Annotated in this window: 29 protein-coding genes; 13 read left to right on the top strand and 16 right to left on the bottom strand. The window is 33.0% G+C overall.

Going from position 1 to position 26,520, the window contains the following annotated elements:
• Nucleotides 1-39: 39 nt before the first annotated feature.
• Nucleotides 40-1,011 (bottom strand): SMP-30/gluconolactonase/LRE family protein, encoded by a 972-nt coding sequence (locus P7F85_RS00920; RefSeq protein ID WP_002466583.1) that lies wholly within the window; start codon nucleotides 1,009-1,011, stop codon nucleotides 40-42.
• Between the two features lie 333 nt (nucleotides 1,012-1,344).
• Here P7F85_RS00920 and trhO point away from each other — a divergent pair, with 333 nt between their 5' ends.
• Both trhO and pcp read left to right on the top strand, forming a co-directional pair.
• On the top strand, nucleotides 1,345-2,307 hold the full coding sequence (trhO, locus tag P7F85_RS00915; RefSeq protein WP_002466585.1) for an oxygen-dependent tRNA uridine(34) hydroxylase TrhO: 963 nt from the start codon (nucleotides 1,345-1,347) through the stop codon (nucleotides 2,305-2,307).
• 111 nt (nucleotides 2,308-2,418) lie between these two features.
• Nucleotides 2,419-3,057: a pyroglutamyl-peptidase I gene (gene pcp, locus P7F85_RS00910; protein WP_002466586.1), complete on the top strand. Its 639-nt coding sequence runs from the start codon at nucleotides 2,419-2,421 to the stop codon at nucleotides 3,055-3,057.
• Nucleotides 3,058-3,109: 52 nt separating this feature from the next.
• Here pcp and P7F85_RS00905 read toward each other — a convergent pair whose 3' ends face one another.
• The 3 genes from P7F85_RS00905 to P7F85_RS00895 are packed head-to-tail and all read right to left on the bottom strand — an operon-like array spanning nucleotide 3,110 to nucleotide 4,807.
• On the bottom strand, nucleotides 3,110-3,673 hold the full coding sequence (locus P7F85_RS00905; protein WP_002466589.1) for a tubby C-terminal domain-like protein: 564 nt from the start codon (nucleotides 3,671-3,673) through the stop codon (nucleotides 3,110-3,112).
• Between the two features lie 25 nt (nucleotides 3,674-3,698).
• Nucleotides 3,699-4,478, bottom strand: coding sequence for a hypothetical protein (locus tag P7F85_RS00900; protein WP_002466582.1), 780 nt, complete (start codon nucleotides 4,476-4,478; stop codon nucleotides 3,699-3,701).
• Nucleotides 4,479-4,480: 2 nt separating this feature from the next.
• A complete protein-coding gene (locus P7F85_RS00895) occupies nucleotides 4,481-4,807 on the bottom strand; it encodes a PadR family transcriptional regulator (protein WP_002466587.1) in 327 nt (108 codons plus the stop codon).
• Between the two features lie 197 nt (nucleotides 4,808-5,004).
• Here P7F85_RS00895 and P7F85_RS00890 point away from each other — a divergent pair, with 197 nt between their 5' ends.
• On the top strand, nucleotides 5,005-5,475 hold the full coding sequence (locus tag P7F85_RS00890; protein ID WP_002466600.1) for a DinB family protein: 471 nt from the start codon (nucleotides 5,005-5,007) through the stop codon (nucleotides 5,473-5,475).
• A gap of 219 nt (nucleotides 5,476-5,694) precedes the next feature.
• Nucleotides 5,695-7,113: an anion permease gene (locus P7F85_RS00885; RefSeq protein WP_002466590.1), complete on the top strand. Its 1,419-nt coding sequence runs from the start codon at nucleotides 5,695-5,697 to the stop codon at nucleotides 7,111-7,113.
• Between the two features lie 67 nt (nucleotides 7,114-7,180).
• On the opposite strand, the gene rarD is transcribed toward P7F85_RS00885, so the two are convergent.
• Nucleotides 7,181-8,083, bottom strand: a complete 903-nt coding sequence (gene rarD, locus P7F85_RS00880) for an EamA family transporter RarD (protein WP_002451384.1) — start codon at nucleotides 8,081-8,083, stop codon at nucleotides 7,181-7,183.
• Between the two features lie 193 nt (nucleotides 8,084-8,276).
• Nucleotides 8,277-8,486, bottom strand: a complete 210-nt coding sequence (locus P7F85_RS00875) for a zinc ribbon domain-containing protein (RefSeq protein WP_002466596.1) — start codon at nucleotides 8,484-8,486, stop codon at nucleotides 8,277-8,279.
• Nucleotides 8,487-8,676: 190 nt separating this feature from the next.
• Here P7F85_RS00875 and P7F85_RS00870 point away from each other — a divergent pair, with 190 nt between their 5' ends.
• Nucleotides 8,677-9,732 (top strand): HoxN/HupN/NixA family nickel/cobalt transporter, encoded by a 1,056-nt coding sequence (locus P7F85_RS00870; protein ID WP_026088946.1) that lies wholly within the window; start codon nucleotides 8,677-8,679, stop codon nucleotides 9,730-9,732.
• Between the two features lie 78 nt (nucleotides 9,733-9,810).
• On the top strand, nucleotides 9,811-10,668 hold the full coding sequence (locus tag P7F85_RS00865) for an SDR family oxidoreductase (RefSeq protein ID WP_447158552.1): 858 nt from the start codon (nucleotides 9,811-9,813) through the stop codon (nucleotides 10,666-10,668).
• Between the two features lie 62 nt (nucleotides 10,669-10,730).
• Here P7F85_RS00865 and P7F85_RS00860 read toward each other — a convergent pair whose 3' ends face one another.
• Nucleotides 10,731-11,759, bottom strand: coding sequence for an SDR family oxidoreductase (locus P7F85_RS00860; RefSeq protein WP_002466584.1), 1,029 nt, complete (start codon nucleotides 11,757-11,759; stop codon nucleotides 10,731-10,733).
• 210 nt (nucleotides 11,760-11,969) lie between these two features.
• On the opposite strand from P7F85_RS00860, the gene P7F85_RS00855 reads away from it, so the two are divergent.
• Complete coding sequence (locus tag P7F85_RS00855; protein ID WP_002466593.1) at nucleotides 11,970-13,019, top strand: ABC transporter permease; 1,050 nt, start codon at nucleotides 11,970-11,972, stop codon at nucleotides 13,017-13,019.
• A gap of 14 nt (nucleotides 13,020-13,033) precedes the next feature.
• Entirely contained in the window at nucleotides 13,034-13,696 is a 663-nt protein-coding gene (locus P7F85_RS00850; protein ID WP_023374288.1) for an ABC transporter ATP-binding protein, read from the top strand.
• A gap of 56 nt (nucleotides 13,697-13,752) precedes the next feature.
• Here P7F85_RS00850 and P7F85_RS00845 read toward each other — a convergent pair whose 3' ends face one another.
• The gene (locus P7F85_RS00845) at nucleotides 13,753-15,120 is read right to left on the bottom strand and encodes a YqeG family HAD IIIA-type phosphatase (RefSeq protein ID WP_002466592.1); all 1,368 of its coding nucleotides are present in this window, start codon (nucleotides 15,118-15,120) and stop codon (nucleotides 13,753-13,755) included.
• 190 nt (nucleotides 15,121-15,310) lie between these two features.
• Between P7F85_RS00845 and P7F85_RS00840 the strand changes: the two genes are divergently transcribed.
• Nucleotides 15,311-15,988, top strand: a complete 678-nt coding sequence (locus tag P7F85_RS00840; protein ID WP_002466588.1) for a hypothetical protein — start codon at nucleotides 15,311-15,313, stop codon at nucleotides 15,986-15,988.
• Between the two features lie 67 nt (nucleotides 15,989-16,055).
• On the opposite strand, the gene P7F85_RS00835 is transcribed toward P7F85_RS00840, so the two are convergent.
• The 4 genes from P7F85_RS00835 to P7F85_RS00820 all read right to left on the bottom strand — a co-directional run bounded on the left by P7F85_RS00835 (nucleotide 16,056) and on the right by P7F85_RS00820 (nucleotide 19,405).
• Entirely contained in the window at nucleotides 16,056-16,964 is a 909-nt protein-coding gene (locus P7F85_RS00835; RefSeq protein WP_002466577.1) for a sensor histidine kinase, read from the bottom strand.
• A gap of 17 nt (nucleotides 16,965-16,981) precedes the next feature.
• A complete protein-coding gene (locus P7F85_RS00830; RefSeq protein WP_002466576.1) occupies nucleotides 16,982-17,737 on the bottom strand; it encodes an ABC transporter permease in 756 nt (251 codons plus the stop codon).
• A 1-nt stretch (nucleotide 17,738) separates the two neighbouring features.
• Nucleotides 17,739-18,647, bottom strand: coding sequence for an ABC transporter ATP-binding protein (locus P7F85_RS00825; RefSeq protein WP_002466591.1), 909 nt, complete (start codon nucleotides 18,645-18,647; stop codon nucleotides 17,739-17,741).
• Between the two features lie 89 nt (nucleotides 18,648-18,736).
• Entirely contained in the window at nucleotides 18,737-19,405 is a 669-nt protein-coding gene (locus P7F85_RS00820) for a response regulator transcription factor (protein WP_002466597.1), read from the bottom strand.
• A 151-nt stretch (nucleotides 19,406-19,556) separates the two neighbouring features.
• Between P7F85_RS00820 and P7F85_RS00815 the strand changes: the two genes are divergently transcribed.
• The 3 genes from P7F85_RS00815 (at nucleotide 19,557) to P7F85_RS00805 (ending at nucleotide 20,823) form a co-directional block, all read left to right on the top strand.
• Nucleotides 19,557-19,730: a hypothetical protein gene (locus tag P7F85_RS00815; protein WP_023374294.1), complete on the top strand. Its 174-nt coding sequence runs from the start codon at nucleotides 19,557-19,559 to the stop codon at nucleotides 19,728-19,730.
• Between the two features lie 179 nt (nucleotides 19,731-19,909).
• Nucleotides 19,910-20,260, top strand: coding sequence for a DUF4064 domain-containing protein (locus P7F85_RS00810; RefSeq protein ID WP_002466687.1), 351 nt, complete (start codon nucleotides 19,910-19,912; stop codon nucleotides 20,258-20,260).
• A gap of 203 nt (nucleotides 20,261-20,463) precedes the next feature.
• Complete coding sequence (locus tag P7F85_RS00805; protein ID WP_002466697.1) at nucleotides 20,464-20,823, top strand: hypothetical protein; 360 nt, start codon at nucleotides 20,464-20,466, stop codon at nucleotides 20,821-20,823.
• A gap of 68 nt (nucleotides 20,824-20,891) precedes the next feature.
• Here P7F85_RS00805 and P7F85_RS00800 read toward each other — a convergent pair whose 3' ends face one another.
• From P7F85_RS00800 to P7F85_RS00785, 4 genes are all read right to left on the bottom strand, one after another.
• The gene (locus P7F85_RS00800) at nucleotides 20,892-21,155 is read right to left on the bottom strand and encodes a hypothetical protein (RefSeq protein ID WP_002466695.1); all 264 of its coding nucleotides are present in this window, start codon (nucleotides 21,153-21,155) and stop codon (nucleotides 20,892-20,894) included.
• A 71-nt stretch (nucleotides 21,156-21,226) separates the two neighbouring features.
• Nucleotides 21,227-22,921 carry an ABC-ATPase domain-containing protein gene (locus tag P7F85_RS00795; protein WP_002466703.1) on the bottom strand — a complete coding sequence of 565 codons (1,695 nt, stop codon included), beginning with the start codon at nucleotides 22,919-22,921 and terminating at the stop codon, nucleotides 21,227-21,229.
• Nucleotides 22,922-23,064: 143 nt separating this feature from the next.
• Nucleotides 23,065-23,661, bottom strand: coding sequence for an isochorismatase family protein (locus tag P7F85_RS00790; protein WP_002466692.1), 597 nt, complete (start codon nucleotides 23,659-23,661; stop codon nucleotides 23,065-23,067).
• A gap of 15 nt (nucleotides 23,662-23,676) precedes the next feature.
• Nucleotides 23,677-24,657 carry an amidohydrolase family protein gene (locus P7F85_RS00785; RefSeq protein WP_015364625.1) on the bottom strand — a complete coding sequence of 327 codons (981 nt, stop codon included), beginning with the start codon at nucleotides 24,655-24,657 and terminating at the stop codon, nucleotides 23,677-23,679.
• Between the two features lie 353 nt (nucleotides 24,658-25,010).
• On the opposite strand from P7F85_RS00785, the gene P7F85_RS00780 reads away from it, so the two are divergent.
• Complete coding sequence (locus tag P7F85_RS00780) at nucleotides 25,011-26,474, top strand: alkaline phosphatase (RefSeq protein ID WP_046464460.1); 1,464 nt, start codon at nucleotides 25,011-25,013, stop codon at nucleotides 26,472-26,474.
• Nucleotides 26,475-26,520 lie beyond the last annotated feature (46 nt).

The raw sequence follows: 26,520 nt of genomic DNA, 5'->3' as shown, positions 1-26,520 counted from the left end.
TCTACATATACGTAGAAAACCGTTTTTTTCATACTTTTTTTAATGAAATTGGAAACTATGATGACCTTTAGCAAATCCATTTACCGTATATAACATCGATCCTCCACCCATTTCGATGTCATTTGAACAAATAATAAGTTGATTTGTATCAGGAATAAATTGTGGATGCGTAGAGCGTAGCATATGACCTTCATCTCGACCTGGAATTAAAATTTGCCCAATAGGATAGCCTTTTTTATTAAATACTAAGACTCTCCCTTGTCCATACATTGCAACATACAAATTATCATCACTATCAATACAGCAAGAATCTGGACCTTCATGACCAGTAAAATAATAAGGAATCGTCGCGCCGAATGGTGCAATTGTCACACCATCTTCTTCTAATTCAATACGATGTAATCGGTTCGTAGTCGTTTCAGTCACCCAAAGTACACGTTCATCTGTACTTAAGGCCACACCATTTGCGACACTAATATTTTGAATCACAGGTGTCACCTTTTGAAAATCTGGTGATACATAATACACACCGCCTAGAGGATGAGTTGAATAACCTCTAAAATCAGTAAAATAAAAGCCACCTTTACGATCAAATACCATATCGTCAATACAATATTCCGTATTTAATTCTGAAATAATCTCTTCAAATTGGTCCCCTTTGTCAGTTGTAGCAAATATGCCACCTGTCGATTTGAAATCACCTAAATAGCATATAAATAATCGACCGTCTTTATGAATTTTGATGGCTGCTGGATTTTCTTTTTTCGATTTAAATGGACGTGTCACTTCTTTAGTATCAGGATTAACTTTAAAGATATTACCTTCAAAGACATCGAGTAAGAATAATTGCCCATCACGATCAAAGTTTAAGCCCTCAAGTTGTAATCCTTTATCCGAGATTTCCACCCATGGTTCAGCTATTATCGTTTGCAATTCACTTTCCGAAACAATCGGCGCCACACTAGCCGATAGCCCTTCATACTTTAATGTTGGCAAACCATTATTTTCCATTTTCATACCCCTTCTTTCATATATAATGATATCATCACTATTTTATCTGAAATTAAATTTAAAGTCATTGAGGGATATAACCAATTTACTGATTCTGTGACATAAGCACATTTTCAAATCATTATTGCCTTATTTTGTCAGTTTTATATCTTAGTAAAATACATTTAAATACTCAGTCACTTGAATGATTTATAAGCTGAGATATTGAATCATTTGCTAATTTTGGTACAATATTATAATGGTGTAAAAATACGTAGACATTAACGAAACGCTTAACAATGCATAAATAATGATGTAAAACACATAGATTAATAGATTAGAGGAGAATAGAAAATGGATTATAGAGTACTTTTATATTACAAATATACAACGATTGAAGACCCCGAAACATTTGCTGCAGAACACTTAGCATTCTGTAAAGAGAATAACTTAAAAGGACGTATCTTAGTATCAACAGAAGGTATCAACGGTACACTATCAGGTACTAAAGAAGATACAGATAAATATATTGAACATATGCATGCAGACGAACGTTTTAAAGACATGACATTCAAAATTGATGAAGCTGAAGGTCACACATTCAAAAAAATGCACGTACGTCCAAGAAAAGAAATCGTTGCACTTGATTTAGAAGAAGATGTAGATCCACGTGAAACAACTGGTAAATACTACTCACCAAAAGAATTTAAAGAAGCACTTGAAGATGAAAATACAGTCATCTTAGATGCTAGAAATGATTACGAATTTGATTTAGGTCATTTCCGTGGTGCTGTGCGTCCAGACATTACACGTTTCAGAGACTTGCCAGATTGGATTCGCGACAACAAAGACAAATTAGACGGTAAAAACATTGTCACTTATTGTACAGGTGGTATTCGTTGTGAAAAATTCTCAGGCTGGTTAGTTAAAGAAGGCTTCGAAAACGTTGGTCAATTACACGGCGGTATCGCAACTTATGGTAAAGACCCAGAAACCAAAGGCCAATACTGGGATGGTAAAATGTATGTCTTCGATGAACGTATTAGCGTAGATGTTAACCAAGTTGAGAAAACAGTGGTCGGTAAAGAACATTTCGACGGCACACCTTGCGAACGTTATATCAATTGTGCCAACCCAGAATGTAACAAACAAATCCTTGTTTCAGAAGAAAATGAAGAAAAATATTTAGGCGCATGCTCATACGACTGCGCTAAACATGAACGCAACCGTTACGTTGCAACACATGATATTAGTGATGAAGAATGGGAACGTCGTTTAGAAAACTTCAAAGACGTTCCAGAACATGCACACGCATAATTAAAATATTTAAAACAGGCCGTAAAACGATACGTTTTACGACCTGTTTTTTTATTGAGTCATTGGGTTTAAATGATACTATATAAATAAATCATATTAAGAGGTGGGCGTATGAAGATTCTAGTTACTGGATTTGATCCATTTGAGGGCAATCAAGTTAATCCTTCTTGGGAGGCGGTTAAGCAGTTGCCTGACCATATCGGACAACATGATATTACAAAGTTAGAAGTGCCAACAGTCTTTCATAAAGTGATGAATGTCATACAACAAGCGTTAGATTCTGAACAATATGATGCTGTCGTTGCAGTAGGTCAAGCCGGTGGGCGTGCCGAAATCACCCCTGAACGTATCGGTATCAATATAGATGATGCCAGAATAGCTGATAATGACGGACAACAACCTATCGATATTCCTATACAACTTAAGGGTGCACCAGCTTATTTTTCAAATTTACCTGTTAAACGAATGACAGAAAATATCAAACAACAAGGCATCCCTGCAAAACTATCAAACAGTGCAGGTACGTTTGTATGTAATCATATTTTATATCAACTCGGTTACTTAAATGCTACACGCTTTCCAAACATGCTATTTGGATTCATTCATGTGCCTTATATTCCAGAACAAGTCGAATCATCAGAACAATCACCCTCATTATCACTGGACACAATTGTTAAAGGGTTAATTGCAGCAATCGAAGCAATTGACAGAAATGATGACATCAAAATTGCTTTAGGTGAGACACATTAATTCATATAAAAATAGCCAAGAATGACCTGCTCCTATCATTCTTGGCTATTTTTTATATCGTAGGCGGTCCTATCATTGACCATCCTTTATGGCGTGTATAGACATGATTCACTGCAAAGATATGAAGTATCGCAATGCACAAGATCTTATGATCTTCAAAAAAGCGATCTTCTCCACCACGTATTTCTGCGTAGTCCCCAACTTGTTTCCAATATGCAATGTCACGATCTAATTTAGCATCTTTAATGTGCGTCTGATTATTTTCATCGGCATATATATTTAAAATTCGATTATCTAATTTAATAATGCCATACGTATCCTTTGTTCCACTACTTTTCTTATCAAATAAAACCTTTTGTGTGCTGCCCTTGTCATGATAATACAATTCAAAATGTTTACCCTCTAACACAGACTTCGCACTAGCTTCGACAACGATTTCTCCTGCTGAATTCCTCAATTCATATCTTCTAAATCTTAAAGATAATGTGACAATACTTACGATTCTTTGAAATGGATTACGAAAAACTTTCTGTATATCAACAATATGTCGATTCCCTTCATCATAAACTGGAGATGATTGGGTAGAAAAAGGATTCCTCTTTTTATACTTATACATCCTACTGCCACCTCTTTTAATAGAATTATTCACGTTTATCTCTTTTTCTTAATTTCCAGAGCTTATAAATATAATAACCTATGAATCCCCAACTAATCACTAACAGTATTACCGAGGAAATAATAATAAATGTTTCACGATTACCACTCATACTTCCAGTGAAAAGGTGTGCAATTAAGTTAGGTGCAGACACTATTAAAATAATAAATGCGAAAATCTTCTGTTTAACTATAAAGCAACCAATCATTGTCAAAATGAGTAAAATGATTCCAATCGCTAAACTTTGTATATTAGATAATTTAATCATAGTATAGATTGGATAATACCTTAATAAATATTCGCCAGCTATCATCAATAAATAAACAACAATACCAAATCCTATGATCACAATGTAAGACTCTTTCTTATCTCCCCATCGAACTAACGCTTTCCTCATCACTACGAGTTGTACAACCACACCTAAAACGAATACACCTATAATATAAAGCAGGAGTGATACTGACACATCAAACGTACCTTGATCAAGCATTCTAGGTATCATAAAAATAGCCAATAAGAATACTATAAAGTACATCACATATTTATATAGTCCCTGTGTCAATGTCATTTCTTTAGCGAAACGATCTGCATATAATTTTACAGGCGTCTGGATAATTGGCCGTACATCTTCACCATTTTGTTCAGCAGTTAGTAAATGATCTCGCAATTCATCGTCTATCTCATTCACTTCATCTTCGTCTTTTCCTCTAAAAAGAAGTTCAACTCTTAATTTGTCCAAGAAATTTTCCGATTCTTTACTCAACATAACTATTCACTCCCGAATAAATTATTCATACCTGAGTTTAAATACTTCCACTTCTCTTGAAATGCTGCTAACTCTACTTTGCCGCTTTCTGTAATCGTATAATATTTTCTTTTAGGCCCACCATTATCAGATTTACGAACTGTTGTTTCTACGTATCCTTTTTTACTCAAACGTAAGAGTACAGGATAAATACTTCCATCACTAATTTCAGGAAATTGATGGGCATGCAATTTTTCTAATATTTCATAACCATATGTTTCACCTTTAGCTATTAGTCCTAATATTGCGCCATCTAGCAGTCCTTTCATCATTTGATTTGATACTGACATCATCAACGCCTCCGACTACTATCTTATAATATAAGATAGTCAATAAATCTATTCTTGTCAACTATCTTACAATAAAAGATAGTCATTTCATAATATTCACTATCAATCGCACTCATTTGATAATGTCTAAGATGCGATGATTCTGGGTAAACACAATTAGAACGATTAAGTATATTTTTTATACAGAGGAGAGATGGATGATGACGAATACGGTTTATGATGTTATTGATACGGGTGTTCATTATTTAGTAAATATGTATGATAGTTGGAAAGTTGAAGATATTTTAGATCAAGATAGTGATGTATTTCCTAATAATATACATTGGCAATTCGGTCATGTATTAACTGTTTTTGAAAATGCATTATCTAAAGGCAATCAACATGTGGTTGATTTAGAACGCTATAGACAACTATTTGCGCCTGGATCTAAACCAGCTGACTGGCCTCAACTTGAAGGTGGTGTGCCGAGTATCGATGAGATTTTAAAAGATATTCAAACTATTCCTGAACGTGCAAGACAATTAACAGATGAACAGTTAGCACAAACACTAGATCAACCCATTGCAGGATTCTCCACAGTGGAAGGATTATTAATGTTAAATGCTATTCATATACCGCTTCACGCTGGTAAAATTGAAGAAATGGCACGTGTCATAAAACAACAATAATTCAACAATGCTTTTTGATAGTCTGGTTGTTAAAACAGTATCTTAAGCTATCATCATTTAAAGGATTTCACTTGTAAAGTGAGGTCCTTTTTTATGTTCTAAATCATCGAAAATGATTCTCAATTAATTACTCAAACCCTCTGTACATTCACTATAAATAGGATTATCCTAGTGGTGTATTAATGAATCTCCTAATAGAAAGAAAGAAGGAAACTCATCTTGGAAAATAATGTAAAATACAAAAAGTTTATTCTTCCTATTGTAGTTGGTTTACTCATATGGGCATTAACCCCTTTCAAACCAGATGCACTAGATACTCAAGCGTGGTATATGTTTGCGATATTTGTCGCTACAATCATCGCCTGTATCACGCAACCTATGCCCATTGGTGCCGTATCTATTATTGGATTTACATTAACCGTTTTGGTTGGTGTTGTAGATATTAAGACCGCTGTCCAAGGATTCGGTAATAATAGTATATGGCTTATCGCTATGGCATTCTTCATTTCAAGAGGCTTTGTTAAAACGGGTTTAGGTCGTCGAATCGCACTGCAATTCGTCAAACTTTTTGGGAAAAAGACCTTGGGCTTAGCCTATTCATTAGTAGGCGTCGATTTAATATTAGCCCCTGCAACACCAAGTAATACTGCACGTGCTGGTGGTATTATGTTCCCTATTATTAAATCATTGTCTGAATCATTTGGTTCAAGCCCTAAAGATGGTACAGAACGTAAAATGGGTGCCTTTCTCATTTTCACTGAATTCCAAGGTAACCTCATTACAGCAGCAATGTTCTTAACTGCAATGGCAGGTAATCCACTAGCTCAAAACTTAGCGGAAAAAACTGCGCATGTACATATTACGTGGATGAATTGGTTTTTAGCTGCACTTGTACCTGGACTAGTATCCTTAATCGTCGTTCCATTTATTATTTATAAAATGTATCCACCTACTGTAAAGGAAACACCCAATGCCAAACAGTGGGCTGAAAATGAATTAGCCAATATGGGACCTATATCCATTGCTGAAAAATTCATGACAGGTATCTTTATCGTGGCATTAGCATTATGGGTAACAGGTAGCTTTATCCATGTTGATGCAACATTAACAGCGTTTATTGCGTTAGCATTACTGTTACTTACCGGTGTCTTAACATGGAAAGATATTTTAAATGAAACAGGTGCATGGAATACATTAGTTTGGTTCTCAGTACTTGTACTCATGGCAGATCAGTTAAACCAACTAGGATTTATTCCATGGTTGAGTCAATTGATTGCACATAGCTTACATGGTTTAAGTTGGCCAATTGTCATTGTGCTACTTATACTATTTTTCTTCTATTCACATTATTTATTCGCAAGTGCAACTGCACATGTCAGTGCGATGTATGCTGCATTATTAGGTGTGGCAGTCGCAGCCGGAGCACCTCCATTATTCAGTGCTTTAATTCTTGGGTTCTTCGGTAACTTATTAGCGTCAACAACACACTATAGTAGTGGTCCAGCGCCTATTCTTTATGGCTCAGGCTACATCACACAAAAACGTTGGTGGACAATGAATATCGTATTAGGATTCGTCTACTTTATCATCTGGATTGGCTTAGGCTCATTATGGATGAAATTAATCGGTATATTTTAATCAATTCAATATCAATAAAAAATCATCACCTATACCACTTATTCTTGGGTAAAGGTGATGATTTTTCTTATTCTGTAATTGGTCTTCTTTTCATTTTTAAATATTGAGATGTACTATATAACACGATACCTATCCAGATAAAGATAAACGTTATCAACTGATTGATATCAAACGGTTCGTTAAATAAGAAGATACCTAAAACAAACATAATGGTCGGTCCAACATATTGGATGAACCCTGTTAAAGATAGTGGAATACGTTTTGCGCCTGCTGAGAATAGTATTAAAGGAATCGCTGTAATCGCACCAGAGAATAATAACCAGAACGATGACATGTTCATACCAAAGCTAAGTTGGTGCTGTTGCCATAAGTAACCTACATAAATTAAACCTGCAGGAGCCGTGACAATACATTCTACTGTAATACTACTAATCGCATCGATATGGACAACCTTTTTCAATAATCCATAAATCCCAAATGAAAATGCCAACATGAGTGACACGATTGGGAATTCTCCTACTTTCAATGTCATGTAAAGTACGCCAATAAATGCAAATAGTATCGCTAACCATTCAAATTTATTAAATCTTTCTTTTAGGAAAATGAGTGCTAATAAGATACTCACTAACGGATTAATATAATAACCTAAGCTAGATTGTAATACATGTCCATTCGTCACCGCCCATATAAACGTCCCCCAATTAATCGTTATCACATAACCAGCAACGACGATGGCTACAAGTTGTATAGGATGTGTCACCAATTGATTCACATCTCGAATAAATGCTTGCCTCTGATTCTTGCCAATGATTAAAATAAAAATCATGAATATCGCTGAAAAGATAATTCTAAATGCTAAAATTTCAAATGCACCAATATGATGAATCAGTTCCCAATATATAGGTAAAATGCCCCATAAAACATATGCACCTAGTGCGAAAAATATGCCTTTTTTATATTCATTATTCATCAAAGTCCTCCCTTCACACGTCTCAATCGTTATAATAATATCAGTCTACTAATAAATGAATCAGAAAAACAATAGTTTGTTTATAAAAATACATCCCAACATATTGAACGCTTAATTCAACAATTGGGATGTTCATTCATATACTCATTATCAACGATTAAAGATAGTATATTTAAGGACTCATAGTCAGTCACTAGCCACCGAAAAAGAGATCAATGATATCTGATTTTCTATTCTTATCATCTTTATAAAATTCCGTATAACCACAATTTTTACAAGTAATGGTTATAAAATTATTATGTTGTAAATCAAAAACTTTTGAGAGCCCTGAACCAGTTGCAGAAAGTGTGCCCTCTTCGACTTCAGTATGTCCGCATTTAACACACCCTTGATGTTCAACCATTTGTCATCTCCCCCTTTATTTAAAAACTTGTCATTAATCTATACCTGACAATATAATCATTCAAACGTTTAATCTATTAACCTTATTTAATTGCAATATTAATTAAATAATAATTAAAACTAATTTATTTTCGGCATAACATTTTTGTTACACCAATAAAATTTTCTATGCGTTTATCATCAATCGGAGTATGATTAATTATTATGTTTATCAGAAAGAGGGTATTATTTTGAAATCAATGCAACGACAATCATTAAGTTGGTTACCATACATAAGCATTGTCATCTTACTACACATTATTGGATTTAGCTTTTTATGGTTTGCAGGTAAAGATCATCATATTTTATTTGGCATGGGTATATTGGCATATACGTTAGGTTTACGTCACGCTTTCGATGCCGATCATATCGCTGCTATCGATAATACAGTTAGAAAGTTATTACAACAACGTCGCGATCCTGTAGGTGTCGGCTTCTACTTTTCAATCGGTCACTCTACCGTCGTATTTTTAATGGCTGTATTACTAGGCATATCAGTCAAATGGGCTAAAAGTGAATTACCCCATTTCCAAGACATAGGTGGTACGATTGGCACGTTAGTTTCCGGATTTTTCTTAGTTTTAATTGGTATCTTAAATTTAATTATTCTAGTATCTCTAGTTCAATTATTTATGAAATTACGTAAACAAAAAGGCATTGATGATGAAGAAGTGAATGAACTTTTAGAATCTAGAGGCTTTATCACTCGATTTGTAGGACCTTACTTCAAAGTCATCAGTAGAAGTTGGCACGTATTACCATTAGGTTTCCTCTTTGGTTTAGGGTTTGATACAGCAAGCGAAATTGCATTGCTCGCGTTGTCATCTGGTGCTTCTCAACAAGCTATTTCATTTATAGGTATCTTATCATTACCTATTTTATTTGCAGCAGGTATGAGTTTATTAGATACCTTAGATGGTGTAGTGATGAAATCTGCCTACAACTGGGCATTCTTTAATCCTATTCGTAAAATCTATTACAACATTACAATTACAACCATTTCAGTTATCGCAGCTTTAATTATTGGCCTAATAGAGTTGTTACAAATTATGGCTGATAAATTGGCGTTATCTGGTGGCTTTTGGTCACTAATTCAATCCATTCAATTTGACTATTTAGGTTATATTTTGGTTGGTTTGTTCTTAATCACATGGTTGATTTCAACATTGATTTGGAAATTCGGAAAAGTTGAGCAACGTTGGTCTTAAATCTTTGCTATTCCATTGATAACCACGTAAACTTATCGCAACTAATGATTTAAATAATTATAATCGGGGTATTCGTTCATGAATAAAAAAATCGCATTAATTACTGGGTCTTCAACAGGCTTAGGCTTAGAAACTGCTTCACTACTTGCTAAAAATGGATATAAAGTATACGCAACGATGCGTCATTTAGAAAAGCAAGATGCACTCATACAATTAACACAGCAAGACGGTATAGACTTAGAAGTCAAACAACTAGATGTTACAAACTTAAATCATATCAATCAAGTCGTTACTGACATTATCAATACTGAAGGTCGTATTGATATCCTTATTAATAACGCAGGTGCTGGCTTTGTTAAAACAACGGAACTCGCAACAGATGATGAAATCATGTGGCAATTGAATTTAAACTTAATGGGCGTCATACGTATGACAAAAGCAGTCTTACCATATATGAGAAATCAAAGAGAAGGTCGTATCATTAATATATCTTCTGTTGGCGGTCTTGTAGGTCAACCATTTAACGAAATTTATTGTGCAACTAAATTCGGTGTAGAAGGTTATACGGAAGCGATGGCTAGTTACGTTCAACCGGAATTCAATATTAAATTTACTCTCATTGAACCAGGTGGCATTCAATCAGAATTCACAAACAATGTGATGGCACAACTACAGTCTACGGATGGTCTTAAAGATGATGAGTACAAGCCAATCCTTGATTCATACTTAGGTGGTCTTAAAGAGAATTATGGCGCGGGGTCATCTCAAACTTCTGAAGAAGTCGCTACCGTCATACTTAATACGTTAGAAATGGAAGAACCACCTATTCGTACTCGTACATCAGACTGGTCTGAAGCATTTACTGAACTTAAAACACAAGCTGATCCAACGGGTAAAGAACAACAACGTCGCGTTGTTAAATTATTAGGAAAATAGATTTACAACATAAAAGCAGTAGTAAGTCATTTTAAACACTGACCTACTACTGCTTTTTTAATTTATTTAATCAAGTTATATTTAGCCATACTATCAAGCGCTTCTAGAATTGCCTCTTCTTGTGTTCCAATTGGGCGCCAACCAAGTATTGATTTAGCGTGTTCGTTACTTACATTTCTATTCATATCAAGTAACAATTTGCCTTCTTTAGCCTCTTTATTAAACTTCGCACCTAAACCTAATACAAAGTTAGGCAATTTCTTTGTAGATGTATGAGTAGCTAATTCAGGACGTTGATGTTTAATTAATTGGGCAATTTCTGGCATTGAAATTTGTCCGTCTGCCGTGGCGATAAATCGTTGGTTATTGGCCTCAGGTGTAGTCATCGCTAAAATGTGTAAACGCGCCACATCTCTGACATCAACTACATTTAATGGGATATTAGGCACACGTTTCAATGAACCATTCACGAGATTTTTAATAATATTAAAACTTCCCGATACGTGGCTATCTAATGATGGCCCTAACATTGCTACAGGATTAATCGTCGCAAATTCTAAATCATTATCCTTATTCTTAACGAAGTCCCATGCCGCCTTCTCTGCTAATAACTTAGATTTTTCATAAGTTGACAATCCCGGTTCATCTTGGTTTGTCCAGTTTTCTTCGGTAGTGACACTAGATTGATCTTTATTACTAAAACCAACAGCACCAAAGTTTGACGTCATCACTACACGTTTCACATTCGCTTTCTCCGCTGCTCTCAAAATTCGTTGAATACCTTCAATTGCTGGTCTAATGACTTCCTTTTCATCTTCCGGAATATCAAAAAATACTGGTGAAGCGACACTCAATACATATTTACAATCTTTCATCGCTTCATTCCAATGTTCATCCTTCGATAAATCCGCTTCTACAAATGATAATTTTTCAGTTTTTATGTGATGATCATTTAATGTTTTAATTACTTGTTTCTTTTTATCTAAAGAACGTAACGTCGTACGTACCTCATAGCCATCTTTTAATAATTCACTAATGATACGCATTCCTAAAAACCCGCTACCACCTGTGACCAAGACTTGTTCATTCATATTTAACCTCCTCAGGTTAACTTATTTGAGCTTTGATTATAACAGGTTATATGACATTCAACTAATTATATGAATATTACCAATGCTTTGTTATCATTTTAAATCAACCGAAATTTTATGAAATAAGCGTAAAAAATGGTATCTTAAAGTAATCTAATCACGATAAGTTATATAACGGTCTTATCTATTTTCAAAGGAGGATACAACCTAATGTTCTTAGCCTGGAATGAAATTAAAAGAAACAAACTTAAGTTCAGTTTAATTATTGGGATTTTGGTACTCATTAGCTATTTATTATTTTTATTATCTGGACTTGCAAATGGGTTAATCAAAATGAATACAGAAGGCATTGAAAAGTGGCATGCTGACGCTATTATTTTAAACAAAGATGCCAATCAAACCGTAGAACAATCTGTATTTGATCAATCCAAAGTGAAAGACAACTTCAAAAAAGCAACATCATTGAAACAACAAGGTGTCATCGTTTCTAATAAACAAAAAGAAGAAAATGCCCTACTCTTCGGTGTGACATCTCATTCATTTTTAGTGCCAAAATTAGTTGACGGGCATCAAGTAAAAAAGACCAATGATGTAGTAATCGACCAAACCCTCAAAGATAAAGGATTCAAAGTTGGCGATACATTATCATTGTCACAATCAGATGAGAAATTGAAGGTCGTTGGTATTACAGAAAGTGCGAAGTACAATGCATCACCAGTGATTTTTTCTAATAACAAAACGATTGAAAAGATCAATCCAGCGCTATCAAAAGATAAAACCAATGCCATTGTCGTGAAAGATAAAAATTGGAAGGATCATAAGCTCGATAGTGATTTAGAAGGCGTATCTATCAATGCATTTATTGAAAATTTACCGGGTTATAAAGCGCAAAATCTAACTTTAAACTTTATGATTTCTTTCTTATTTGTAATTTCAGCAACGGTTATCGGTGTGTTCTTATACGTCATGACGCTACAAAAGACTAATCTATTCGGCGTCTTAAAAGCACAAGGCTTCACTAATACCTATCTAGCTAAAATGGTATTAGCACAAACCTTTATATTGTCACTGATTGGTACGGCAATTGGACTGGGACTAACATTATTAACGAGCACTATCCTGCCTGACGCTGTTCCAATACAGTTTAATATCATCACACTACTTATATTTGGTATAGTACTCATCATTATTTCATTATTAGGAAGTCTATTTTCAGTCTTATCTATTAGAAAAATTGATCCATTGAAAGCAATTGGATAGAAAGGAGTATGCAAATGTTACAATTTAAAGCTGTCACGAAATCATTTAAAGATGGTAACCAAACCATAGAAGCTGTTAAATCAACTGATTTGTCGTTTAATCAAGGCGAACTCATCGCCATTGTAGGGCCATCTGGTTCTGGGAAAAGCACTTTTTTAACAATGGCAGGCGCATTACAAACACCTACTACGGGTGACATATGGATTAATCATCAAAATATTACCCAATTAAAACAAAAGGCCCTTGCCCGTATTAGAATTCAAGAAATTGGATTTATTCTACAATCCACTAATTTAGTGCCATTTTTAACGGTTAAACAACAATTTCAGTTACTTAAAAAGTATAAAAAAGATGTACTCAATAAAGATGAATATAAAGATTTACTAAATCAATTAGGCCTGACCGAAATAGAGAACCAACTTCCTAGCGAAATATCAGGTGGTCAAAAGCAACGTGTTGCCATTGCCAAAGCAATCTACACTAATCCATCTATTATATTAGCCGATGAACCCACTGCTTCGTTAGATACAGACAACGCGATGGCCGTTATGAAAATCTTAGAACATCAAACAAAGCAACGAAACAAAACATGCATCATCGTTACCCACGACGAACGATTAACCCAATTCTGCGACAAAGTCTATCACATGCAAGACGGTGTGTTGAAAGAGCAATAACAATAACAAACCTGTTCCCAACGACGCTGTTGAGAACAGGTTTTAATTTGTTTAATTTATACTACTAAATCTTTCGGTATTAAATCATAATCAAACAATACTTCAGAATTGTTTTTATATACTAACTCTTCTTTTATGACTTTATTCGTTTTCTTATCAATTGTTTCTTTATAAATATTAGACTTACGGTAAAATTTACCATCCACTTTAGTAAAATGATGATCTCTTTCAATCAAATTAAATTTGACTGGAAACGGCTTTTCACTTCTTAACTCTGCATAAGAGGTTTCATTTTCAACCCATAAATTAATCTGAACCGTTTGATCCGTTGTATTTTTAAAACGATAATCAATGTAGTTATACGTGATAGACGTGCCTGTTCCGAATGGTACTCGCTTGCCATGGTCTGGTGATAAAGCATCGGAATGCGTATGTAATTCAGTAACTACTAATGGACTATGTTGTATAAGTAAATTGATTGAATTGGCTAAATTACAAAGTCCACCCCCCATACCTGGTTGTACTTTGTTATTTATAATGACTCTGCCATCTTTATAACCATTTTTCTTATTAATCTTACCCACTAGCTTCCAAAATGAAAATTCTTCACCAGGTTTTATTATAATCCCATCCATTTTAGAAGAAGCTAGTTGAATATTATATGCTTTATTGTATTGTAATTCAGGATCAATATCTTTACCTTTTTTAATCAAGTGTGTCGAATAACTATGAACCACATTTGGCAATTGTTCTTTTTTAAATGTACGAGCAAACTTTGTTTTTTGTCTTAGATTATCAACGTGTCTTTTCAATATACCTTTGCGTACTGAAATCGCATAAAAAGCGGGATGAATTTCACAGAACAATTTTTTCTTTTTATCCATTTTTTTATAATCTCCTACTACTATATCTGATAGTCTATGCTTTCTCTTTTTATATAAAAGTGTATAAACTTGTAAAATAAGTTTTTCTACTTGGCGTTTTTTACCTATATTGATATCTTCTTTATGTTTTAAGAAATTAACCAATACATTGTCAATGCCACATAAATTTGCCCCTAAAACATCTGTAAAGATTTGATCGCCAACAAGTAAAACTTCTGAGCGATTAACACCTAACATATCGATAGCTTTAAAAAAATTAGGTTTGTGAGGTTTATTCGCCATAGGGATATACAAAGTTTGAATATTTCTGTTAAAAAGCGCAATTCGTTCATCGCTATTGTTAGATAATAACAATGTTTTTAATCCTACATCATGAATGTGTGCAAATAATTCATCTACTTGGTCAGATGTGTCATCACCATGAGGGACTAAAGTACTGTCTATATCAAAAATTATAGCTTTATAGCCTAATTCTTTAACTTTTTCATAATCTATCGCATAAACACTATCTAAATATACTGATGGAAATAAAATATTCAATATTTTCAACCTCACTAATAATCATTTTGTTTTTATATTGCAATACATTTTAATAATAACACAACAAATGATAATTGATACTCTTTTGTAAGTCAATCTAATATTATATGTAAATATTGTTATTTACTAGTATTAACATTAAAATAACAAATATTAATATAGTTAATAAATAAATGGTGGGAGAAATAAAATGAATAGAAGCGAACTTACAGTTATGTTGACTCACAATGATTTTACAGTAAAAAATGCATCAGATATTTTTGAATCATGTAAATATTCACAAGCTAAATTTTGGGGATTTAAAGAACAAGGCATACCTAAAGAAGAAATGAAACAACTTTATTCTTATATGAAATCATGTGGTAAGACTACATTTTTAGAAGTTGTAGAATACGATGAAGAAAAGGGATTACAAGGGGCACAGATTGCAGCTGAATGTGGTTGTGATATTTTAATGGGGACAACATATTTTGATTCTATTCATAATTTCTGTAAATTAAATAATTTAAAATATATGCCATTCGTTGGAAAAATTAGTGGCAGACCTTCCCTATTAGAGGGAGACATTGATGATATGGTACAAGAAGCCAATGATTATTTAAACAAAGGTGTATATGGCATAGATTTATTAGGTTATCGATATATTGGTGATGCTGATGAATTAATTACAACGTTTGTTAAAAATGTAAGCGGACCTGTATGCGTAGCTGGTAGTATTGATAATTACGATAAATTAGATCTTATTAAAAATGCGTCACCATGGTCCTTCACTATAGGCAGTGCTTTCTTCGATAACAAATTTGATGGCTCATTTTTAGAACAAATCAACAAAGTACATGAATACATGGATAAAGAAAAAATTATTTAAACAATAACAAACCTGTTCCCACCGACGCTGTTGAGAACAGGTTTTAATTTATTTTGACATCTTATCATTATTTTTGTCTATTTACTCTTGGCAATTCAATAGATATATTGAACTGATTATTTTGGTAAGCAGCTGTAATTCTACCATTCTGTACTTCTACTAATCGCTTAACCATGTATAAACCTAATCCCGTACTACCATTATGTCTACTGGCATCAAGTGTTTGAGATCTTTTGAATAAGTTAGTTTGATCACCATCACTTAATGGTTCATCAGTATCATTTTGTATTTCAATAAGCACCCTGTCTTTGTTATCGAAAACTTTAATTTTCGCATATGTCTTACCATATTTAAGAATATTCGATATTAAATTATTGATAATCCGTTCTAAACATACTCGATCAGCTTTGACTAAGTGTGTACCATCCTCATTAAATAATACATTAATAGACTTGTTATCAAATTGGTTGAAATACGATAAAAATTGTTCTTTTAAACATTCATCAATATTAATTTCTTGTATATTTAAAGCATAATCACCTGAATTTAATTTGGTCATTTCATGAAATAGATCCACCATATTGATAAGGTTATCTGTTTTACTATTAATCACCTTAGCATAACGATTGATTTCGTCTATTGTTTCAATCTCTTGCATTAAGTTAGCATATCCTTTAATAGCTGTTAAAGGTGTTCGAATATCATGAGATATATTGGTAATTTCTTGATTTAACAGTAATTCCTGTTGCTTATATTTCACAACTTCTTTTCTCTTTGCATTTAACACATCATTGATTTCATTAATCAGGTTAACTGAGTGTTTATGATGAGTATTAGTTCGAATAATTTGATTCGAAGTAATATGATGTTTTATATATTTTAATTGTTTCGTTAATTGAGTCATATCATATTTCAACAATAAATATTTATAAATTATAACAACAAGAATGAGTGCTAATATCATACTGATTATCATTTAATAACTTCCTTAAATTAGTCTATAAACTCTTTATTTCTATAAATTAAATAACCTACTATTAAAAACATCAATCCTAATAATACACCTATCAACCAATAATGAATCCCAAACTGACTTGACTCCTGCATAAATTCTTTGAAATTTTGATTAAATAGCTCTGTTGGAGAATTATCATAAATAACATCAAATTTATGACTGATCATCGTCAATACTTGTAATATCATTGCCGATTGATAGTAAAAAATACTAATAATAATGATAACTATTGCAAGATTAGCTTTAAAACTATTAATAGCATGGGCTAGAGCGAGACCACCAAATACAATAGGGGCCATATTAACTAAAGCTATTAAATAATTCGTGAGTGCTGTTTGATCAAAATCAAATAATGTGATACCTAATATAACTGTTATTGCAGTACTAATTAGAGATAAAACTAAGAAACTCAAGATATAAACTATAAATTTGCCCCAATAAATAGATGAAACTGCTGTATCAAAAGAAATTGAAATTTTGTTTAATGCTTTGTTTTGTTTACTATTCACTAACATATTCATGGATGCACCAATAACCAAGATGAGTAATCCAGCTGTAATTACATTTGTATAGAAAAACTTAGCATTACCATAAGGAAAATTATTTTCCGTTTTATCAAAATAAAATAATGTGAGTGCCGCAAGTATCATTAGAACATTACAAACAATTAAGTATATATATAATCCTTTACTATGAAATATTCTATAAAGTTCACTTTTCATATAATTAATCATGTTAATTTCCCACTCCCTTATTTAAGAAATAATCTTCCAAATTCGTTGTTTCAATCTTGAATTCTTCAACTTCGATATTATTATTAAGTAGTAACTTATTAATATCACTACTTTCTATATTGAGTGGTTCTATAACAATTTCTTTATTATGCAATACTTTATAGTTAATATTTTCAATATGTTCTTCTAATATTCTTACTGCGCTTTCAGGCTTATCAACTTTGATTATCAGTTGACGCTTTCCTTTACTAAGCATTTGTTCTTTGCTTATATCTTCAATAATTTCACCATTTTCAATGAATACAAATCGATAAGCAAGTTGTTGTAGTTCATTTAAAATATGGCTAGATATTAATATTGTAATTCCATTTTCTTCATTTAATTTTAAAATTAAATCTCGAAAACTTTTAATACCTTGAGCATCTAATCCATTAATCGGTTCATCTAGTACTAATATATCTGGCCCTGTCAATAAAGCCAACGCTATACCAAGCCTTTGCTTCATTCCTAATGAATATTGCTTTACCTTTTTAGTGATATTCTTCAAATCTACTAGAGTTAATACTTCTTCTATTTTTTCACTGTTCGTAACACCACGTTGAATACTAAAATAATATAGATTTTGATAAGCCGTAAAATTAGATATAAATTCTGGTGTTTCAATCATAAATCCTACTCTTTTTCGCCCCTGATTATTAATATTATAGCCATCTTCTCCAAACAATTTGATACTACCACTCGTAGGATGAATTTGATTCGCAATTAATTTAAATAACGTCGATTTACCTGCGCCATTTCGTCCGATAATCGCGCATATTTCTCCTTCATAAAGATTAAAATCGGTAGGTTGTAACCCATAGTCATGTTTAAACTTTTTAGATAATTGCTTTGTTTGTATGACTGGATTCATTTAATCATCTCCTTCGCTATTCTTACACTTAACATAACGAAATATTCCTTAAGTTCCTTTAAGTAAAATATAAAGAAATCATAAAGATTTCAGATCAACATAAACCCAATCCCCCACACTGTTTGTATATATGTTTCAGTTGTCTGCAGCGCTATCTTCTTTCTAATATTAGATATATGTACATTGATGGTATTGTCATCACCTAAATAAATACCTTGTATGGATTCATAAATCTTTTGCTTTGAAAATGCCTTCTCAGGATATTGCATTAACAACTTCATAATCTCGAACTCTGAATTAGTTAAATTAATTTCAGTATTTTTATAGAACATTTGATATTTACTAATATCCAAAGTAAGATCTTTCCATTTAAGTTGCTCCATTTGAGGTTTGCTATCTAAATTTCTCAGTTGAACTGAAACACGAGCTGTTACTTCTTTAGCATCGAAGGGTTTAGTCATATAATCATCTGCACCTAAATTTAATAATTTTACTTTTTCTTCTACATCAGTTTTAGCAGATATAACTATAACTTTGCTATATGTATTATCTTTTATAAAAGGAAGTATTTCTTCACCACTTAATTCTGGTAACATCAAATCTAAAATCACTAAATCAAATTGATTATTTTTTAATGTTTGAAGCGCTTCTTGACCGGAATAATTAATTGTTGTATGTACCGTCATCTTTGTAAGAGTTAAAGATAAAATATGTGCTATATCTATATCATCTTCAACGATTAATGCGTAATATGACATAATAAGACCTTCCTTTTCTTTATAACTTTTTAATAAGCAATCTTTCATATTAAATTATTTTAACAACATTATAAATTACTTTATAATTAAACTATTAGAATCATTATATATTTACAATACCATGTTTTAAATACATAGGAGGTTATACATCATGCTACGTACAATTGAAATGTTAGCGTGTGTGGTCGTTTGTTTATTAGCAATTGTCATGATTGTTTGGAATATCATCCATGGTTTTAGTTTATCTGTATTTATTCCATTTCTTATTATCGCATGTATTAGTATTTATTATTTTGTTAGAGCGTTTAAGGACAATCATAATTAAAACGAATCATTTTTCATATAAAAGTTGGACACATCATTAAAGTGTGTTCAACTTCTTTTTGTATATTAAATGTTTTTACATCAATTAAGTATTATTATTTTAATAAGTTGCTACAAAACTATTTATTTAATTTGTTTAATAGTATATATTAAAGTTATGAATAATAACGAGGTGACATAATGAATAATTATCAGTTTGAAAGACCAACAAACCGAGTTGCGGAAATGATTCTAGGCATTATGGGAAGTATTTTCGGTATGCTTGGTGGATTATTTGCGATTATGGTGGGTAGTATCGGTAATGAATTTGAGGCATCAGATAGTGGACAAGTTTTCGGACTAGGTGTCGCTGTCATCCTTACATGTATTATCACTTTAATCTTAAGTTGTATCATCAATAAGAAAAGAGTTTTAATGGGTGTTTTATTAGTTATTGGTGGCCTGTTAAACTTCATCTTTATCGGTTTCTTTGGTATCTTATCAGGTATTTTAATTTTAGTTGCTGGTATTCTGGCTTTAATTCGAAAATAGCAACGCACTGACCTTCATCATTCTATCGGATGAAGGTTTTATTTTTTATATTAAATTAATATCCCCTACAACATCAAATGTAATCAATAGCACAAATCACTTCAATAGCACTACTTTTTTATTTATACCAAATGATATTTGGTCACTTTTTATAATTTTGTGATATTATTTCATTAATAAGTGATATTTTAAGGGGAACATAGATGATCAGGGAACAATTAAGACCATTTCGTAATAAAAATGTCGTAGTCACTGGTAGAGTTGAATATGTAGGTTATAAAAATAAATTGAATCGCGATATTCCATATTTGCGCAATGTCAAAATCTTATTAAAAGATGTCCAAATTAATGGCGCTATGATTGACCATATATGGCTTTTTGAGAGGCAAAAATATTATGACATTAGTTTTTCACTGCTTTATAAAAAAGTAAAATTTAGAGCAACTGTAGTACCCTATTTAAAAGTAGGAGAGCACTGTTTTAAAGAAGATTACGGTATACAACGAAAAAGTAGATTGATGACTGAAGCAGAATATAATGACAACAAACCTTTTATTAAATAACATCTATCATACATTAATGCGCATGTTATCTAAGTACTTCACGTATTCCTAGATACATGCGCATCTCATTATTCTTTCATTTTTGATTTTCTAGCTTGTTGTGCACGTTGCCATTCTCCTAATAACATAAATAATCCCATAATTGTTAAGAAGATGATAGGCATTAATCCTAATTCAAAATAATTCATCATATAACCATATGTGACACCTACAACTAATACAACTGGCATAATTAAACCTAATATTTTACTACCTGTTCGAGATAAAAAATATTGCAACGCTAAAATGATGACATAAATAATAACAGGAAAGAAAATACTCAAAAATTTCAACGTGTTATTCCGACCTTTCGTTAAAATTTAAAAATACTTCATTCATCTCTTTATTCATCATTACATTTATATCATTTCACATGCAACCCTCTATAGCGATTCAACGTACCTATCAATTCTTGTTTACGTGGTAAAGCTAAATTACCTGGATGACCTTGATGATGTGACATCGCCTCTAAGCCTTGCTCGTCTATCAATTGATAAACTGCATCGACTATCTCTACAATCGTCTGCTCGTTTTTCACCTTATAACGTTGCATATAATCTAACATCATTGCCAAACAATTAGTCTGACTATCATCTACTAATTGTTCTAACCCAGATATATCAATCGCCTCTTTACCATACATCACTGCATGTTGGCCTTTTGCTTTTAATCGACCGTCTTTACCCTTTTTAGTAAAACTTGACGTAAGTGGGACTCTTGACGGGATGTTACCAAATGATTGTTGTGAAATCACATCACGTTCATATCCGGTGGAATGTGCTATTGCCTTAGCTTCTTCAGTGACATCTTTGAGTACATATTCATCCATCATCAGTACTTGATCAGCCACTTCAAAGTAATCGCCTGACCCACCTACAATTAAAATAGTCGATACATTATAGTCATCATATAATGGCTTCACTTTATTTGAAAATGGTGTAATCGGTTCTTTCTCGGGTGCTATTAACTTTTGCATACGGCCATCACGAATCATAAAATTCGTAGCCGAGGTATCTTCGTCAATTAACATTACTTTTGATTGTGCTTCAAGTGCTTCCATGACATTGGTGGCTTGTGATGTACTACCACTTGCATTATCTGTTGAAAATTGACTTGTGTCTTTTTTACCTGGTAGGTGATCAATAAATGGTTGTATATTCACTTTTTCAACGCTACGACCGTCTTCAGCGCGAATCTTCATTGCACTGTCGTTGGTAATAACATATTCTCGTCCATCACCTGCAATATGGTCATAGACACCTCTCTCTAATGCTCGTAATAATGTTGACTTACCATGATAGCCACCACCCACAATAAGAGTAATGCCTTTAGGTATTCCCATACCCTTCACCGCTTCACCAAACGGCACATGCATAGTCGTCTCAAATGACTTAGGACTTATAAATGATTTAGCCTTGGACATTGGTCCATCAGATATACCACTTTTCCTCGGTAATATGGCACCATTAGCTACAAATGCGATAAGTCCTTGTTGCTCGAGTTGCGCTCTAATATAAGTTTGATTTAATTTTAATTCAACCTGTTGTTTTAAAGATGCTTGATCAATTTGTTGATAGTTAAGTGCTTGAGATACAAGCTGAGGTAATAGTTCGGTCAGTGTTATTGCTGCAGCTTTGCCTAATATTTTGCGTCCTGCAGCTGGAAGACCTACCTCGAGACGCACCTCTATATTATTGTTGTTAATTACTACTGATGTTCTTTTCAACATTTCTTGACCACAACGATCGATCAATAGCTTGTGTTGTCCCTTTGATTTAGAAACTAACGATTTCAATACATGTGTGACATTTCTTGTTAAAAAGTCAGCAACAGCTACACGCTTTTCTTCAGTATCTAAATATTTATCTGGTATCTCTACAATATCTCTATCAATGATTAATCTTATTTTAGATGGCGGCGCATATGGATCCACTTGTATATGATCAATGGCTAATTGAAAGTCATTTAAATCATAGACATTTTTAATACGTTTATAAGCACCGTACTTTTGACCATCTAATTGAAATAATGTCTTTTTTAAGTCTTGTGCTTGTTTCATTAATCATTCTCCTTAGTATTTGAATCATCTATTCATTCATACTACCCGATAGCCATTTTCCACTAAACACATAAAAGCCATCTTTAGCTATAAAACTAAAAATGACTTTTGTTTTGACTCCATTATTCTATTTTAGACTGACGTTATTCTGACCAACCTGCGTTAATAATGTCGTCTGTTTTACGTACACGCCCCATGAACGGGAATATATAGTTTACTTCATACTCATATTCTTGTGCTGATAATGCGCCCATCGCATCTTCAGCAAAAATAATATGATACCCATGTTGATACGCTTCTCTAGCTGTTGTATCTACACCGAAACCTGTCGCAACACCACTTAAGACAATGGTATCTATACCACGACGTCTTAATTGTAAATCTAATTCCGTACCATAAAAGCTACCCCATTGATGTTTTGTAATACGGAGTGCATGCTTAATACAATCTAATTCAGGTGTTAACTGATCAAATTTTTGACGGTCACCCATATCAGCAGCTCCTTTAGCCACCATACTTCTATCGGCAATTGGATTTAACATATCCTTACCATCTGTAGTACCAACTTTGAAAAAGACATTCAATGCACCTGCTTGTTCAAATGCACGTGCTAATTTACCCGCATTTTCAGTGATTGTAGCGTATGGATAGGGATGATACGTCATCGGTAAATCTTTCTGTAAATCTACAGCTATAAATGCTACTTTTTTAGGATTAAGTGGTTCTAATTGATTATCCATTAATATCATACTCCTCTATAAATTAAATAATTGCTGTGCATTTTTGTATAAAATCTTATCTTTATCTTCCTCACTGATATCTAATTGATTAACAAAATCTAATGTATCCTTCATAGAAACATATGGATAGTCACTAGAATATAAAATATGATCAGCACCTATTTGTTCATACATTTGCATAAATGGTGGTGCATAAGTATAACCAGAAATTGAATAATAAATATTCTCTTTAAGATAATCACTGACTTTTTTCTTTAGATGAGACAATTGTGGTGGAATTAAAGTATCCAATCTTTGAAGTGCGTATAATACACCTTCCCCATTATGTCCTGTCACTATTTTTAAATCGGGATACTTATCAAATGTACCACTCAACACGATGCGAATTAAGTGAATAGCTGTTTCAATATGCCAACCCCATCCAGCAGAAGCAAATTGCATTGCCACATCACTTGAATAATTACCTTTGTAATACGTATCGATTACATTGTCAGGCGGAATGGCTGGATGTAAATAGATAGGTACATTTAATTGTTCAGCCTTTTCAAAGATTATTTCAAATTTAGGATGGTCTAAATATTCTCCTAACGTATGACCATTTATAATCGCACCTTTAAATCCAAATTCATTCACAGTACGCTCTAATTCTTGTGCGGCTAATTCTGGCTCAATGGTGGGTAGCGTTGCGAATCCAGCAAGTCTTTCAGGATGCTTTTGAACTGCTTCACCAAGTAAATTATTTGCCTTAGTAGACAGTTGGATTGCCTCATCTCTCTCTAATTGTTGTGTGCCAGGTGCAGTTAGAGACACAATTTGCTTTGCCACTCCCGCTTCATCCATTTCAGCAATACGATTGTCACCTAAGTTCTTCAAACGGTTCATGATAGGTGCTACCGCTTTCGCATGTGGACCATTAGGATCTTCATCTTTAAAAGAATCTAATTCCTCTATAACAAAATGTTCTTCAACAGCAATGACTGGTTTAGATTGAGTCATATAAAAAGCCTCCTTACAGCAAGAGATATAAAGCATCTCAAACTACATTTATATTTAAATCAAATGAATTATAACGCTTACCCAATGATAACGCGAATAATTGGGTTGATTTAATTTTCAATACTTTACTAAATGATAGTAATTCATATTATTGGTCAAATCATATTTATAACAATTGATATCATTTATAAAACAACCAAATATAAAATGATGCATTAATATAAATGTATATTTACACTCCTAGAATTTAATATAAATTTACAAAACATTAACTTAATAATTACTTCAAATCAATTTAATTATTTTATTCTATTAATGTAACAATTATATATAATATTGGGAGGAACGTTTATATGTTTTTAAATTCAAAATGGGGAAAGATGACTATCGCAGGTTCAATTTTAACGACGACTTTATTTAGCACAAGTCATCCAACACTAGCTTCAGCAGGTGGTCAAGCACCCGATAGTCAAAATACTAACAATAGCGAAGCCATTGCCATGGGTAATACTAAAAATCCTAAGAATGTAATCTTCTTAATTGGGGATGGCATGGGACCATCATTTAATACAGCCTACCGTTACTACGCTGATAATCCTAAAACTAAAGAGATGGATAAAACAGCTTTCGACAACTATCTTAAAGGAACAATGCGCGTACATAACGATGATGATAAAGAAAATATTACCGACTCAGCAGCTGCTGGTACAGCACTTAGTACTGGTAAGAAAACATTTAATGGTGCTATCGGTGTAGATAATAACAAACAAGCTCAAAAAACAGTATTAGAACAAGCAAAAGAAAGCGGTAAGTCTACGGGATTAGTTTCGACTGCGGAAATTACTGACGCTACACCCGCTGCATATGCTGCACATGTTGACGACCGTGATAAAAAAGATGAAATTGCTAAACAATTTTACAATGATAAAATCAACGGCCAACATAAAGTAGATGTACTTCTTGGTGGTGGCTCTAAATACTTTGGTAAAGAAAATGGAAACCTAGATAAAAAATTCAAAAAAGACGGTTATGACGTCGTATCAAATAAAAATGAATTAGCTAATTCTAAGAGCGACCAAGTATTAGGTCTATTTGCGGAAGAAAATATGCCACTACAAATTGATGCACCTAAGAAAAATCCAATGTTAGCTGATATGCAACAAAGTGCATTAAATAAACTTGAGAAAAATAATAACGGCTTCTTCTTAATGGTAGAAGGTGCTTCAATCGATAAAACAGCCCACGCTAATGATGTCACAGGTGTCATGTCAGAAATGGACGGTTTCAACAAAGCATTTGAAAATGCGATGTCATACGCTGAAAATCGTGATGATACTTTAGTTATCGCAACGGCAGACCATTCAACTGGTGGTATGACAATTGGTAGTGGCGAGGAATATAAATGGAACCCAGATGCTATCCATAAAATGAAAAAATCAGGTGCACATATGACAGAACAAATTGCAAAGGGTGAAGATGTAGAAAAAGTCATTAAGAACGGATATGGCTTTGACGTGAAGTCTAAACAAATAGATAAAATCAAAGACGAAGCAGATAAATTAAAAGATGTAAAAGATAAAGCCAAAAATGAAGACGATCCTAAAATTGAAAAACAACAAGGCAAACTTCAAGACGCTATCCAAAAACCTATTAACGATAAATCAAGAACAGGTTGGACAACATACGGTCATACTGGCGAAGACGTTAACACATACGCATACGGACCAGGTTCAGACTTCTTAGAAGGCAATGTCGATAACACAGATCAACCTAAAAACCTATTCGCCTTCTTTAGCAGCGACGTCACATCATCATAAATAATATAAAGCAACATGTCATCCCCATATGCCATCATATCATTGA

The organism is Staphylococcus sp. aM (assembly GCF_052975125.1).
Note: the sequence above shows the minus strand (reverse complement) of the source record. Positions and strands in the feature narration are given on the sequence as shown.